Genomic DNA, 15,230 nt, shown 5'->3' on the forward strand with positions numbered 1-15,230 from the left:
TTTGAAGATTTTTAACCAAAAAACGTTTTATTTCTAAAATTGTTGTCCAATGATGAAATGAGTTTCCCATCCATTAGGTTTTGTAGTGCCCGGAAGCGCATCAAAACCATATCCAAAGTCAATTCCTAATAATCCAAATGCTGGCATGAATACACGTAAACCGGCACCGGCAGAACGGCTCAGGTCAAATGGATTGTAATTTTTAAACCCGTCATAAGAAGAACCCGCTTCTAAGAATGTTAAAGCATAAATAGAGGCAGATGCTTTTAACGTAATTGGATAACGTAATTCCATTGAGAATTTATTATAAATAGTAGCTCCGGTCTGTTGTCCGTATCGGGAACTCGTTTTATCTTCAATTATTGGTGTTAGTGAGTTGTTTGGATATCCTCTTAACTGAATAGTTTCTCTACCATCCATAGAGTAGTTGGCCATACCGTCACCTCCAAGATAGAAACGTTCAAATGGAACCACTCCTCTTGCCTGATCATAAGCTCCTAAGAAACCAAATTCTGTTAAGGTTCTTAAAACTAATTTACCATAAATCTTGGTATACCAGTCTGCTTTAAATTTAACTTTATAATATTCTAACCAATTGTATTTTTTCTGATCTACTTTTGCCGGATCTGCATCGGCACTCTGGTAATCAGACCCTACACTTACAGTTTGCCCGTTTACAGTCTTCGTATAATCTCCGGTATTTACAGGGTTACTGTCTCCGCCTGTATAAGCTGCTCCGGTATTCTGCATTTTATATTCTTTCTGGTTCCCCAGGTCTCCATAGTTTATTCCGTTGAATAAAGAATAAGGAGGAGTCACTTTTGCCGAAAGACTGAACTCAGAACCATAGGTCGGGAATATTGGGTTAACCCCTTTATTACTTCTGGAAATTCCAATTGTATAAGCAAGGTTTCTTGATGCTCCGTTACCAAAGGTAAACAATCCTGTGTAATAATTATTCAAATCATAATGCTGATAACTTACCGACTGTGATAATACGAAGTAGTCATCTGGCACCGTAAGACGTTTTGCTAAACCAACCTGAACGGTAAAAATATTAAAACTTTGGCTTTTATCTGCTGTTCTGGTAGTATAATTGTAGTTGAACTGTTTACTATACGAAATAGAAGAGCTGAATTGTACCGGTTTTTTACCGCCAAACCATGGTTCAGAGAATGATAAACTATAGGTTTGGAAATAAGTACTTCCCTGTAAACGAAGCGCTACTTTTTGTCCGTCTCCCATAGGAAGAGGTTTGTAGGCTTCTTTGTCAAATAATTTTCTGGCCGAGAAATTGTTGAAAGATAAACCTAAGGTTCCAATGAAACCTCCGCCTCCGTAACCTCCCTGAAGTTCAACCTGGCTGGATCCTTTTTCTACTAATTGATATTCGATGTCAACAGTTCCGGCTGCAGGGTCCACATTTCTAAATTCCGGTTTAATAGCTTCCGGATCAAAGAATCCTAACTGTCCAATCTCACGAATGGTTCTAACCAGTTCTTCCTTGCTGTATTTGTTTCCTGGTTTAGTTCTTAACTCACGGTAAATTACGTGGTCATTTGTTTTATCGTTTCCGGTAACATATATTTTATTGAAATAGGCGATAGGGCCTTCTGTAATTCTAATCTCAAAATCGATAGTGTCATTAACCGTTTTTACCTCTACAGCATTGATTTTAGAGAATAAATAACCGTTATTTTGATAAAGATTGGTAATATCCTCACCATCTGGTTTAGAGTTGTCAGCAATTCTTTTTTCAAGTAAAACTCCGTTATAAGTTTCTCCTTTTTTGATGCCTAAGTAACGGTTTAACTGCTGGTCTGAGTAAACCGTATTTCCTAAGAATTTGATGTTACCAAAGTAGTATTTATTTCCTTCTTCAACATCTATTTTGATGGCAAGCATATTTTTTTCTTTGTTATAAGTAACAGAGTCATAAATAATACGGGCATCACGGTATCCTTTTTCTTTATAAGCGGCGATAACCTTCTCTAAATCAGTTTTATATTTTTCCGGAATAAATTTGGAAGCTTTGAAAACACGAAGTATGTTTTTCTGTTTCGTGTCTTTCATCGCTGATCTTAACTGGCTTCCTGAAAGCTGTTTGTTTCCTGTAAATTCAATTTTACTGATTTTAACTTTGTCGCCTTTATCTACCCTTACCAGCATATTTACCTGATTACCAGCAGTGGTATCCGGTGTAGTGGTAATGACTACTTTAGTGTTGTAAAAACCGTCTTTTTTATATTTGTTTTCAATATAGTTTTTAGTCGTTGTAATCAGGTTTTCGTTTACAATTTTATTTTTGGTTAAATTGTTATCCTTTATTAATCCTTCTACTTTACTTTTCTTAACACCAGTTATCTTAACGTCGTTTAATTTAGGAAGTTCCACAATATTTAAATCCAGATAAATACTGTCGTTTTCGACTCTGTTAATATAAAAGGCAATCTCGTCAAACAGACCAAGTTTTCCTAATTTTTTAATAGCCCCGCTGATTTCTTCACCAGGAACGGTTATTTCCTGCCCTTTCTGAAGGCCGGAGAAAGTAACAACGGTTTGTTCATTGAAGCTTATTTTACCAACAACAGAAACTTTGCCCAGTATGTATTTTTTTCCCTGATCAAAAGGAACTCTGTCCTGTGCTTTAACTTGTGAAAAACTACCCAATAGTAAAAGGGTACAGATTATTTGTGGTATTCTTTTTTGTAACACTAAGAAATTATTTAATTTGTTCACTGGTTTTTCCAAATCTGCGTTCTCTTTTTTGATAACTAATAATAGCCTCATATAAATCTTGATCTTTAAAGTCTGGCCACAAGACATCAGTAAAATACAATTCCGCATAGGCGATCTGCCATAACAGAAAATTACTTATTCTATGTTCTCCACTTGTTCGTATTAATAAATCTACGTCAGGTAAATTTTGCGTGTAAAGATGCTCATTTATAATTAAATCGTCAATAGTGTCTATTGAAATTATATTATTTTTAACTTTATCACTAATTACCTTCACAGCGCTTACTAATTCCTCTCTGGATCCGTAACTTAAAGCCAGTGTTAAGGTTAACCTTGTATTGCTTTTTGTTTTTTCAATAACGTCTAAAAGTTCTTTTTGTGCTGTTTTTGGCAATTTTTCAAGATTCCCGATAGCATTAAGTCTGATGTTGTTTTCCTGAAGGGTTACCAGCTCTTTTTTTAACGAATTAATCAATATTTTCATTAAAGCTTCTACTTCCAGTTTTGGACGGTTCCAGTTTTCTGTTGAAAAAGCATAAAGGGTTAAATATTCGATACCTAATTGTGCACAGGCTGTAATTGTTTTTTTTACAGATTTTGTGCCGTTTTCATGACCAAAAGCTCTCAGGAAACCTTGTTGTTTGGCCCATCGTCCGTTTCCGTCCATAATAATGGCCAGATGTTTAGGTAAATTCGATTGATCTATAGAGTCTAGTAAATTCATTGTTATTATTGTGCGCAGTAGCAGGGTTTTTGTCCAAAGGTATAGGTTAAAGTAATACCCGAAAACACATACCAGTCATTATTATTTAAATTTCCAAATTTCAGAACGGTTGTATTGCTGGTGTCAGGATTGCTCCCGTCAATATTGTCGGTAAAAGTATATCTGGCTCCCACTTCGGCTCCTATTACAAAATTGGGCGTTACATTCGATTTTATTCCTAACGTCATCGGAATGGCTATGGAATTTGAATTCACTTTATGAGTTACATTGAGGTTATTTCTGTAGCGGTATAATCCGTCATAAAGAAAAAAGCTCAAACCAGAATATATATAAGGAGTAACTTTTGTATGATAATCGTGTAGATTGAAATCGAAAAAATTGAATTCTAAACCAGCCGAGAATTCTTTCAGATCATTTTTGAAACGATATCCGCGTCTGTTTCTTCCGGCCTCTTCTGAGTCAAAATCGTTTCCGGTAATAGTAGACTGAGTATAAGAAAAACGGTAAGAGTGTCTTGGGCTCCTGTTCCATTTATACAAAACACCTAAGGCCAGCTTGTTTGGGTTAATGTAAGTTGTACTTCCCACATCACCCACAAAGTTACTTCCGCCAATAAAAACACCAAGCTCGTTTATCTGAGCGTTTAGTGTTATAAAAGGGAAAAAACATAACAATAAATTAAAAATTTTCTTCATTTAATTCAAAATTGCGTGCAAATATAATAATTATCGATACGAATCAACGTTCCTTTAGTTAAATGTGCTTTTTTTTCAATTTACCTTATGATTTTGAGCCATTTAATGATGATTCACTACATGCAGAACGAGAAAATGCGGCATTATCGTATAGTGATGAATAAGAAAAGAGTCTAATTTCTCTTGTCTTCACCCCAAAGCAGTTTATTCCTTAGTGTTTTCAGGAAAGTTTCGCCCGGAATTTCAACCATTTTTATTTTATAATCTGTTTTTTTTATTTTAAGAATAGATTCGTTTTTTACAGAAGAAATTCTCGAATCTAAAGAAACTAAGTATTGGTCTTCCCGTCCTGTTACACGCAGCATAATTTCAGTATCGTCCGGGATAACAAGCGGTCTGGCAGTTAAGTTATGAGGAGCAATAGGCGTAATTACTAAGCTTTTAACATCCGGTGTCAGAATAGGTCCTCCGCAGCTTAATGAATATCCCGTAGAACCTGTCGGTGTAGAAATAATTAGTCCGTCTGCCCAATAAGAATTGAGATATTCATTGTTTAAATAGGTTTCGACAGTAATCATCGAAGTAGTGTCTTTTCTGCTCACCGTAACTTCGTTCATGGCAAAATTTAGTTCTTCAAAAGCATTGTTATACGGTTCGCAGCTTAGTCCTAGTAAAGTTCTTTCAGAAGTGGTGTAATTTTGGTCTATTACATATTGTAGTAAGATGTCTATGTTTTCTTTCTGGACTTTCGCAAGAAATCCTAATCTTCCTGCATTTATGCCTAATAAGGGCACGCCTGAATTACGAACAAAAGCAGCAGCCCTAAGGATAGTTCCGTCTCCTCCGATACTTATCAGCATTTCAAAACTGCTGTCAAGTGTAGTGCTTGGAGAAAAAGTTTTATATTCTTTTTTTATTAGCTCTTTTTCATAAAGCATTTTCAGGAAATTTTCTTCAATTACCATTTCTACATTATTGGTATTGAAAAAGGTGAAAATATCTTTAATAATAGGTTCTGTGCTGTTTTGATAATATTGTCCGTAAATGGCTATTTTCATTCTTTGTTAAATTAGAGAATTAGTCAATGTGTCAATTAGATAATTTGCAAATTCGAAAATTGTTTAATTAACTAATTTTCTCATTGGCACATTCATAACTTATATATTAAGGTATTTGTCCAGATAATCAGAGCGTTCTTTTAAGCTGTTAATATAGGTGTCTTCCTGATGCTCTGAAATGATTTCGTAGCCATATCTTCTATAAGTCTGAATGATTTCGTTCATAGCCCCTAATCCGATTTTTATCGTAATCTGAACATTTTCAACATCGGCCTCAGAAATAAAACATCCCAGGATTTTACCATTATTACTTTCTACAATCTGGGTAATTTCGCTCATAGAATAGTCCAGAAGACCTTTTTGTACAATGATAATTCCTCCCTGTTCTTTTAAAAACGGAGTTTCCTGAAAGAATTTCATAATGTCTTCCATTTCATAATACCCAATGTAAAGGTTGTTTTCATCAAGAATTGGAATTACATTGGTGTGGTTTTTTGCGAAAATTTCCAGGACATCAAGCCATACCATTGATTTTCTGGCAAAAAAACGTTCCAGAGTGTATTTGTAATCAATTGTTTTCTTGTCTGTGTCAAAGGTTTCAACATCATCAGAAGAGATGCTTCCAATAAAAACACCGTCCTCTAAAACCGGAAAATGAGAAAAATTCACATCGATAAAAAAGTCCTGAACCGAGGCTATCGTTTCCTGACTATCAATCGCTCTGAAATCATTTGTGATATAGTTTGTAATTTCTGTCATAAATCAATGGAAGATATTTGATGCAAAATAATCAAAAAATACCAAAAACAGCTGTGTTTTACTTTGTATTTTTGTCGTAACAAATATAGTGTTACCAGAATTAATTATCTATTTATATGACAAAGTTAAGTGTAAATATCAATAAAATCGCAACGCTTCGAAATGCCAGAGGCGGAAATGTACCTGATTTATTAAAAGTAGCTGCCGATATTCAGCGTTTTGGAGGGCAGGGTATAACGATTCATCCGCGTCCGGACGAACGCCATATCCGCTATCAGGATGCGCGTGATTTAAAGTCAGTGGTTACAACTGAATATAATATCGAAGGAAATCCACAGCACAATTTTATCGATCTGGTTTTAGAATGTAAACCGGATCAGGTTACACTGGTTCCGGATGCGATTGGAGCCATTACATCATCAGCAGGATGGGATACTATTAAAAATGAAGGTTATTTAACCGAAGTTATTCAGGAGTTCCAAAGAAACGGAATCAGAACCTCTATTTTTGTGGATCCGGTTTTAGAAATGATCGAAGGGGCAAAAAAAACAGGAACTGACCGAATTGAATTGTATACAGAATCTTTTGCGCATCAATATAGTCTGGGTAATGAAAAAGGGATTGATCCGTATGCTGAAGCGGCCAGACTGGCTAATGAACTGGGATTAGGAATCAATGCCGGTCATGATTTAAGTCTGGACAATATAAAATTCTTTAAAGAAAATATTCCGGGATTACTGGAAGTTTCAATTGGACACGCCTTAATTTCAGAAGCACTTTATCTGGGACTGGATAATGTGATGAATATGTATCTGAATAAATTGAAATAAGATTTTAGATTAAAACAATTATAACCTGATGTAATTGGGTTATAATTGTTTACTTTCGCACTTCTCTTATTAAAAGTACGTGTTAAAATCTCTTGCCCTCTTTTTTTTAGCGGCTTTTTCCGGTCTTTATGCTCAGTCTGACATAAAAATCTCGGGAAATGTCAAATCTTCTGAAAATCTAAACCTGAAAGGTGTTACAATCACTTTTGACAGGCACCAGCAGCAATATTATACTATTACCGATTCACTGGGTAATTTTTCCAAAAGCATTCCTCCGGGGGCTTTGACTACAAAAATCAGTCATTTAGATTTTGTCCCAAAAACCATTTACTGTAACGCCGTAAAAGATACGGTAATTGCTGTAGTTTTAGAAAGAGATATCGCACAGCTGCAGGAAGTGGTTATTTCCAATGATAAGAAAGAAGGAGTCAAAACTTTATCAGGCGGCCGGCTTTCGTTTAATTTAAAGGAATTGTCTGCTGTTCCAACACTGTCGGGAACAACAGATGTTATTAAACTTTTACAGTTAACTCCGGGTGTTCAGAATTCTGGAGATGCCAATGGCTATTTGTATGTACGCGGCGGAGATCCGGGGCATAATGCGATTTTTTACAATGAGGCGCCTGTATACGGAATGTCACATTTACTGGGTATTTTTCCTTTTTATAATACAGACCATATTAAGAATGTCGAATTTGATAAATCAGGTTCAAATGCAAAATATGGCGGACGTCTAAGTTCGACTACACTGCTTAATACCAATAAAAAAATACCAGCCGAATTTTCTGTTCAGGGAAATGCAGGTATTCTGGCTTCTCAACTTACTTTGGCGGTTCCTGTTACAGATAAAACGGGTTTTTATATTTCGGGCCGAAAGACCTATATAGACGAAGTCGTAGGGCCATTATTGCAGTCTGATTCAGGAGATAACGATGTTCAGGATATGAAATATGGTTTTTCGGATGCCAATTTTACTTTTTTATCTCAAATTTTCCCAAAGCACCTTCTGTCAATTGATGCGTTTTTGAGTGCCGATAAATTAAAAATAAACGATCCGGAACTGGCATTGCGTACTAATTTAAAATGGAGTAATTATACGGTTTCTCCTTCGTTAACAACTAAATTATCTTCTGAAACCAGTATGATTAATTCCGTTTATTTTAGTCAGTATTCTAATGACTTACGTATGGAACAGGCAGCGATTCAGTTTAATGTGGCTTCTTATGTAAAAGATTTCGGATTTAAAAATGCAGTACAGTTTCGGGTAAAAAACATTCCTTTCGAATCGGGAGTACAATATGTATATCATAATCTGCAGCCTCAAAAAGTAAGTGTCGAGAATCTGACAACAACGGATAATAGCTCACTTCAGAATATTAATGCCAATGAGGCGGCACTTTTTGTGAGTGCCAAACCCAAACTGTCTGAAAATATAACCGCTGAATTGGGCTTAAGAATGAATTATTATACCTCAGGAGCGGATGCTTATCTGCATTTTCAGCCGAGAGTTTTAGTGAATTATGCTGCAAATGAAAAATATTCGTTTTATGCTTCCTATAATAAACAATACCAGTATTTAAGTCTGATTACAACTTCAAGCGTTGGAATCCCGACCGACTTCTGGATAGCAAGTTCTGACGGCATAAAGCCGCAGTCGTCTGATGAATTCTCGATTGGTTCAGATCAAAAGATTTCAAGAAGTTTTTCCAGTTCTTTTGGAGGATTTTACCGTTCTATGAAAAACCTGCTTGAATATCCATATGGCATTACTCAGTTTAATGAAATTACCACTTTTAAAAATGATTTGTATGTGGGAGAAGGAAAAGCATACGGGTTTGAAATGATGCTGAAGAAAAGCAACGGAAAATTTACCGGCTGGCTGAGTTATACCTTAAGCTGGTCAAATCGTCATTTTGACGAACTGAATAACGGAAAAACCTATTTTGCAAAATACGATCGAAGACACAATCTGGCCTTAGTGGTAATGTATGATTTAAACTCCAGATGGAATTTTGGGGTGACACAGTTATTTGGTTCAGGCAACAGGTTTACAATGCCTACCTCCTGGTATTTTATTAATAACAATCCGGTTAAGGAATATTCAGGATATAATAATGCGCAGATGCCGGATTATATCAGAACAGATCTTTCGGCCAATTATTACTTTGTTAAAAGCGCCAAAAAAGAAAGCGCTTTAAACTTTTCAATTTATAATACCTTCAATATTACCAATCCTATTTATGTGGTTTTGAATGTGAGGAAGACTGAAAATGCAAATGAAATAGAAACAACTCAGGATAAAAAAGTGTTATACCGAATTCTGCCTTCGATAAGCTGGAGGTTTAAATTTTAGAATATGAAAAAATATTATAGTGTATTGTTTTTTGTATTACTGCTCTTAAGCTGTGCGGGCGATGATTTTAGTATGAAGCAGAGTACAGAATCAAAAATAGTGGTAGAGGGCTGGATTGAAGAAGGTGATTATGCCAATGTATTATTGTCCAGCAGTATTCCCGTTACCGATGTTGTGGATACAACGAATGTGTTGAACCATGTTATAAGATCGGCTAAAATTACAGTTTCAGATGGTATAAATTCAGAGGTTTTAAAAGTTAAGAATGATAAAAACAGAATACCGCCATTTGTGTATTACGGAAATACTTTAAAAGGAGAAGCCGGGAAAGCTTATTCTATTAAAATTGAATATCTGAACAGGGTGGTAGAAGCAGTGTCGGCTATTCCAAAATCAGTAGAGCTTAAAAGTGCTGAATATGTTAAGACTAAACCGACTGATACCACTGGATATATTTTTGTAAAGTTTGATGATCCGGCCAATGAAAAAAACTATTACCAGATAGCGACAAAAATTGAAGGGGAAGAACCCGTTTTTGTGCCTTCTTTTTATGGTAATTTAGATGATAAAAACTTTGAAACAGCTTCGGTTTCGGTAAAGGTTAACAGAGGGGTAATATTGTTTCCTAATACACAGTTTGATCCGTATTTTGAGGATGGAAGTTTGATTTATGTAAAACTGCGGACCCAGACCAAAGAAGCACTGGATTTCTGGAACAGCTGGCAGAATGAAATTGTAAACAGTAAAAATCCTATTTACCCGTCTAATACGAGTTTAAAATCAAATATAAAAGGAGGAATTGGTATTTGGGCAGGATACGGTCAGAGTACCTTAATCGTTAAAACACCTCCAAAAAAATAAAGCCGGTCTGAATATTTCAAACCGGCTGTTATTAGTGTAATGCTTTAAAAGCGATTATTGTTTTTTGTTAAAACCACTTAAGAAGTCTTCAAATTTAGTCATAAAACCGTCAAATCCTTCAGAGAAGTAAGTGCTCATAGCTGCTTGTGTGTTATCACCAAATTTTAAATAGTAACTTTCTTTATAGTATTGTACCTTAACCTGCTCAGTACCTTCCATCCAGGTACCGTCAGGATACCACTGGTTAACTGTCCATACAGGAATTGTAGTGTAATAGCTGTTTCTGTCGTTTTCTTCAGTATGATCTATAATATCAGCTATCTTAGTTCCGTCTTTTTTAGAAACTAAAATCAGCTTTATGTTCTTGTTGAAATTAGCGACACTTCCTTCAGAATATTTTTTATTATAATTGTTTAGTGCTGCATAATAAGCTTTAAAGTCAGTATTTGGACTTGAGTAATCAGGATATTCCGGAGATTTTAAAGAATTTTCTAATGCAGCCTCATCAGTTCCTTCAGCAACTAAATCCATATCGGCAACAATGACAAAGTTGTCCATTAATTGGAATAAACCATTTGCTTTTCCTCTGTATTGAAGAAGTTCTTCTCCTTCAATTAATTTGTCAATGTCAGCATTACTTCCGGAATTAAAATCAATTAAAGTTTTTCCATTGTAAGTAAGTGTTGCTTTAGCGGTGCTCTGAGCTGCTTTTACACTGCTCATTTCCCAGGTATAACCGTCATTTAAAGTTACTTTGTAGGCAAAGTCAGTCGGAGTTTCTTTTCCGCCGGTATATTTAGCTGTTTGAGTTAATGCAGCTGCTTGTGTTCCATCTATTGTTAAAACAGCATCAACAGAGGTTGGTAAGTAATACCAGTCCAGAATGTCTGGTGTAATTGGACCGTAAGTTTGAGTTTCTTCATCCCATCCCCATTCTCCGTAAGTGTCAGTATTCGATACTTTTATATCAGAAGAAGTGCTTTTAGAAGATAAAGCGGCGTTGTTGGTAGTTTGTCCTTCTTTAGCAGGGAAAACGAATTTTAGTTCAGAAGTTGAAGCTGTTTTGATCCAGATTTTTTCAGTACTGTTCCAGGTATAGATACCGTAAACTCCAGATACGGTTAATATTTCTTCTACACCATTTGTGCTTTTTCCGTCGAAAATATCAACTGGGCTCTGAGTAAGTAATTTTGATAAGTTTTCAAGAGCTTCAATGGCACTTGAACTTTTGGTTTTATCCAGCTGAACAAGCATGTCGTTGGCTTCGGCTTCCAGTTTTACTTTTTGTTGGGAAGGAGTTAAATTAGAGTACGGCTGCTTAAGAATTTCAGCAATCTGTTCTTCTAAAGTTAATTCTGTCTCCGGTTTAGTTTCGTCATTGCTGTCGTCACTTGAACAAGAAACCATAAGCTGCGACGCAACTAATGATAATAAAACGAATTTTCTGATCATGATTTGTGTTTAATTAAATGAAATTGTTGGTTCTGTTTTAGGCCGCAAGATACCTTTTTTAAAATTTAAAACTTTACGGGAAACCGTAAAAAAGTAAACTTTTTTTTATTAATAGACTTTAAGAGAAATAGTAGCGATAAAACATTCTGTTAAAGAATAATAGATTAAGTTTTTTAAATTTGTGCTAAAATTTTTTAAAACAAAACAGTAATGCTTTATTCAAAAATAGAAGGCGAAGGAAAACCTTTTGTCATCATGCACGGATTTTTAGGAATGTCTGACAACTGGAAAACACTGGCAGGACAATATGTAGAAGCCGGATTTCAGGTTCATATTCTTGATTTACGAAATCACGGACGCAGTTTTCATTCGGAGGAATGGAGTTACGAAGCAATGGTGCAGGATGTTTACGAATACTGCCGGGCCAGTCAGTTAACCCGAATTGATCTGCTGGGACATTCGATGGGAGGAAAAGTGGCCATGCTTTTCGCTGCGACGTATCCGGAAATAGTAGATAAGCTTATAGTAGCAGATATTGGTCCGAGATTTTACAAACAGCATCATGGAGATATTCTGGCAGGTTTAAATGCGGTTGACTTCTCAGTAAAACCAAGCCGAAATGAGGTGGAAGCTGTTTTAACCACTTATGTTCCGGATTTTGGAACCCGCCAGTTTTTATTAAAAAACTTATATTGGAAAGAACCCGGACAACTGGCATTCCGATTTAATTTAGAGGCGTTTAATAACAATCTGGATGCAATTGGAAAACCGCTGGCAGAAAACCTGACTTTCTCAAAACCCGTATTGTTTATCAGAGGAGGGAATTCAGGGTATATTCAGGATGCTGATCTGGACGGAATAAAAAAACATTTTCCGGATTTTAAACTGGAAACAATCCCAAATGCCGGGCACTGGCTTCATGCCGAAAACCCTAAACTGTTTTTTGAAATGACAGCAGAGTTTTTGAAAGAGTAGTAATTTTTGATAAAAAATTTAGTACTTTTAAAGTAAATTTTAAATTGTAAAAACTATGAAATTATTACTCAGACTCCTTGTTACCGCCGCTTTGGTTTTGTTACTGTCTAACATTTTGTCAGGGGTTCATGTGGCCAGTTTTGCAACAGCCTTAATTGTTGCTGTGGTTTTAGGATTGCTGAATGTTTTTATAAAACCAATTCTGGTAATACTCACGCTTCCGGTTACAGTGGTAACGCTGGGCTTATTCCTGCTGGTAATCAACGCCCTTATTATTTTATTGTGCACTAACATCGTCGGAGGATTTGCGGTCGATTCGTTCTGGACAGCACTGATCTTTAGTGTTATTTTGTCTATACTTCAGTCTATTACTTATAAAATAGTAGGAGACGATAAATAAAAGAAAATGGAAAGCAGATTAAAACTGCTTCAAATACAATACATTAAAAACTTGGTTGGGTTGCAAAAATTTTATAATTTTGCAACCCAATTTTATTATGTAAATTAAAGAAGAAGATGGATATTAAAAGAGTAGCAATAGACGCTGTAAACGAGACAATTGTAATGAACGTTGTTCATATGGATTACAAAGGTCAAGTGGCAAAAAGAATTAACGAAAAAATGCCTTTGGCTCAGGTAAAAGGATTTAGAAAAGGCGCTGTGCCTAAAGATCTTGTTGAAAAACAATACGGAAAAGGTATTAAACAGGAAGAAATTAAAAAAGTAGTTGATTTGGCTTTAGAGCGTTATATTCAGTCTGAAAGATTAAATCTTTTAGGAACTCCTCTTGCTAAAGTAAACGAAAATTTTAACTGGGATGCAGAAGAGTTAACTTTTGAATACGAAATTGGTTTAGTGCCAAACTTCGAAATTGATCTTGAAGCTAAAAATAATATCGTAAAGTATATCGTTACAGCTGACGATAAATTAATCGACGGACAAGTAGAACGTATCCAAAAACAATTTGGAAAAGCAATTCCACAAGAAGTATCTGATGCAAAATCTGACTTAACCGGAACTTTTTCAAGCGAAGCAAACGGAATCAACAATACAACTACAATTGCTGTAGAAGCATTCAGTAAAAAAGCTCAAAAACAATTCACAGGTAAAAAAGTTGGAGATGTAGTTACAGTAAGCACAAAAGGTTTATTTGACGACGATCACCAATTAATGGATTACTTAAAAGTGGGGCATGAAGGTGTTCATGGTTTAGATGTTGAGGTAAACTTTACTATTGAAGCAATCAATGGTTCTGAGCCGGCTGAATTAAACCAGGAATTATTCGACAGACTTTTTGGTGAAGGAAAAGTAGCTTCTTTAGACGAATTAAAAGCTAAAATTAAAGAAGATGCAGAAGCTCAGTTCGCTCAGCAGGCTGACCAAAAACTATTATTAGATGTTCAGGATTTCTTAATCGAAAACACAAAATTCGATTTACCGGCTGAATTCTTAAAAAAATGGTTACAGACTGTAGGAGAGAAAAAATTAACTGCCGAAGAAGCTGAAGTAGAGTACGCAAGATCTGAAAAAGGTTTACGTTTCCAGCTGATCGAAGGAAAAGCAATGGCACAAAGCAACATCCAGATTACTTTTGAAGATCTGAAAGCTTTCACTTCAAATGCAATCAGACAGCAAATGGCTCAATTTGGTCAGACAAATCCAACTAATGAAGAAGTAGAAGGAATTGTGGCAAGAGTCTTATCTAACCAGGATGAAGTGAAAAGACTTTCTGAGCAGGTTGTAGCTGAGAAATTGTTAGAATTGTTTAAAGAAAAAGCAAATCCAACAACTAAAGAAGTAACTTACGAGGAATTTATTGCAGCTTCTTACGGAGAATAATTTCTGAAAAATAATTATATTTGAGCGTCAGGAGATTTTTTCTTCTGACGCTTTTTTTGTTTCCTGTTTTAAACAAATAAAAGAACCATTTCAGACATAATGGCATCCTTTATAAAAAGGTATGACCTTTGCAGAAGATGAAAAAGTATACAACAAAATAAAACGTAAAACTTAGAACACATACATATGAACTACGGTAAAGAATTCAAAAAATTTGCTACAAAGCACCACGGGGTAAACAGCATGTATTATGACAAAATCATCAGCGCTATGACGCCAATGAATTTGACTCCGAATATTATTGAAGAACGTCAGTTAAACGTTTCCATCTTAGACGTTTTTTCCAGATTAATGATGGACAGAATTATCTTTCTGGGAACCGGAATCGATGACCAGATTGCCAATGTCGTTCAGGCACAGCTATTATTCTTAGAAAGTGCCGATGCCTCAAAAGATATCCAGATTTATTTAAACTCTCCGGGAGGAAGTGTTTACGCAGGTTTAGGAATTTATGACACCATGCAGTACATCAAGCCGGATGTGGCTACGATTTGTACCGGAATGGCAGCTTCTATGGGAGCCGTTTTATTATGTGCAGGAGCAGCAGGAAAACGTTCTGCGTTGCCGCATTCAAGAGTAATGATTCACCAGCCATCCGGAGGAGCACAAGGTGTTGCTACAGACATGGAAATCAACTTACGTGAGATGCTGAAACTGAAAGATGAATTGTACCACATCATTTCGCAGCATTCAGGTCAGTCCTTTGAAAGAGTTCACAAAGACAGTGAGCGTGATTACTGGATGATCGCTGACGAAGCAAAAGAATACGGAATGATCGACGAAGTTTTGACAAGAGGATAATTTTAAAAGATTCTAAGGTTATTATCCCGATAGCTATCGGGACTAGGTATTTCTGTTTAACCTGAAAATCAAACAAAAAATAAA

13 protein-coding genes are annotated in these 15,230 nt (G+C 35.7%); 7 read left to right on the top strand and 6 right to left on the bottom strand.

Going from position 1 to position 15,230, the window contains the following annotated elements; translation table 11 throughout:
* Window positions 1-33 precede the first annotated feature (33 nt).
* The 5 genes from bamA to ACODST_RS17510 form a co-directional block, all read right to left on the bottom strand.
* On the bottom strand, window positions 34-2,790 hold the full coding sequence (gene bamA, locus ACODST_RS17490; RefSeq protein ID WP_488933391.1) for an outer membrane protein assembly factor BamA: 2,757 nt from the start codon (window positions 2,788-2,790) through the stop codon (window positions 34-36).
* Window positions 2,723-3,463, bottom strand: coding sequence for an undecaprenyl pyrophosphate synthase (gene uppS, locus ACODST_RS17495; protein ID WP_488933392.1), 741 nt, complete (start codon window positions 3,461-3,463; stop codon window positions 2,723-2,725). The genes bamA and uppS overlap by 68 nt, the downstream gene beginning before the upstream one ends.
* A gap of 5 nt (window positions 3,464-3,468) precedes the next feature.
* On the bottom strand, window positions 3,469-4,158 hold the full coding sequence (gene porG / locus ACODST_RS17500; RefSeq protein WP_488933393.1) for a type IX secretion system protein PorG: 690 nt from the start codon (window positions 4,156-4,158) through the stop codon (window positions 3,469-3,471).
* Window positions 4,159-4,331: 173 nt separating this feature from the next.
* Entirely contained in the window at window positions 4,332-5,216 is an 885-nt protein-coding gene (locus ACODST_RS17505; RefSeq protein WP_488933394.1) for an NAD kinase, read from the bottom strand.
* Window positions 5,217-5,315: 99 nt separating this feature from the next.
* Window positions 5,316-5,975, bottom strand: coding sequence for a CBS domain-containing protein (locus ACODST_RS17510; RefSeq protein WP_488933395.1), 660 nt, complete (start codon window positions 5,973-5,975; stop codon window positions 5,316-5,318).
* 116 nt (window positions 5,976-6,091) lie between these two features.
* On the opposite strand from ACODST_RS17510, the gene ACODST_RS17515 reads away from it, so the two are divergent.
* From ACODST_RS17515 to ACODST_RS17525, 3 genes are all read left to right on the top strand, one after another.
* The gene (locus ACODST_RS17515) at window positions 6,092-6,805 is read left to right on the top strand and encodes a pyridoxine 5'-phosphate synthase (RefSeq protein WP_488933396.1); all 714 of its coding nucleotides are present in this window, start codon (window positions 6,092-6,094) and stop codon (window positions 6,803-6,805) included.
* A gap of 79 nt (window positions 6,806-6,884) precedes the next feature.
* Window positions 6,885-9,158, top strand: coding sequence for a TonB-dependent receptor (locus ACODST_RS17520; protein ID WP_488933397.1), 2,274 nt, complete (start codon window positions 6,885-6,887; stop codon window positions 9,156-9,158).
* A 3-nt stretch (window positions 9,159-9,161) separates the two neighbouring features.
* Window positions 9,162-10,019: a DUF4249 domain-containing protein gene (locus tag ACODST_RS17525; RefSeq protein ID WP_488933398.1), complete on the top strand. Its 858-nt coding sequence runs from the start codon at window positions 9,162-9,164 to the stop codon at window positions 10,017-10,019.
* A gap of 54 nt (window positions 10,020-10,073) precedes the next feature.
* On the opposite strand, the gene ACODST_RS17530 is transcribed toward ACODST_RS17525, so the two are convergent.
* Window positions 10,074-11,471 carry a hypothetical protein gene (locus tag ACODST_RS17530; protein WP_488933399.1) on the bottom strand — a complete coding sequence of 466 codons (1,398 nt, stop codon included), beginning with the start codon at window positions 11,469-11,471 and terminating at the stop codon, window positions 10,074-10,076.
* Window positions 11,472-11,681: 210 nt separating this feature from the next.
* Between ACODST_RS17530 and ACODST_RS17535 the strand changes: the two genes are divergently transcribed.
* From ACODST_RS17535 to clpP, 4 genes are all read left to right on the top strand, one after another.
* A complete protein-coding gene (locus ACODST_RS17535) occupies window positions 11,682-12,446 on the top strand; it encodes an alpha/beta fold hydrolase (protein WP_488933400.1) in 765 nt (254 codons plus the stop codon).
* A 55-nt stretch (window positions 12,447-12,501) separates the two neighbouring features.
* Window positions 12,502-12,846 (top strand): phage holin family protein, encoded by a 345-nt coding sequence (locus ACODST_RS17540; RefSeq protein WP_488933401.1) that lies wholly within the window; start codon window positions 12,502-12,504, stop codon window positions 12,844-12,846.
* A gap of 116 nt (window positions 12,847-12,962) precedes the next feature.
* Window positions 12,963-14,285 carry a trigger factor gene (locus tag ACODST_RS17545; RefSeq protein WP_488933402.1) on the top strand — a complete coding sequence of 441 codons (1,323 nt, stop codon included), beginning with the start codon at window positions 12,963-12,965 and terminating at the stop codon, window positions 14,283-14,285.
* A 186-nt stretch (window positions 14,286-14,471) separates the two neighbouring features.
* Window positions 14,472-15,146, top strand: coding sequence for an ATP-dependent Clp endopeptidase proteolytic subunit ClpP (gene clpP / locus ACODST_RS17550; RefSeq protein WP_488933403.1), 675 nt, complete (start codon window positions 14,472-14,474; stop codon window positions 15,144-15,146).
* Window positions 15,147-15,230 lie beyond the last annotated feature (84 nt).

Source organism: Flavobacterium sp. FG19 (assembly GCF_057809475.1).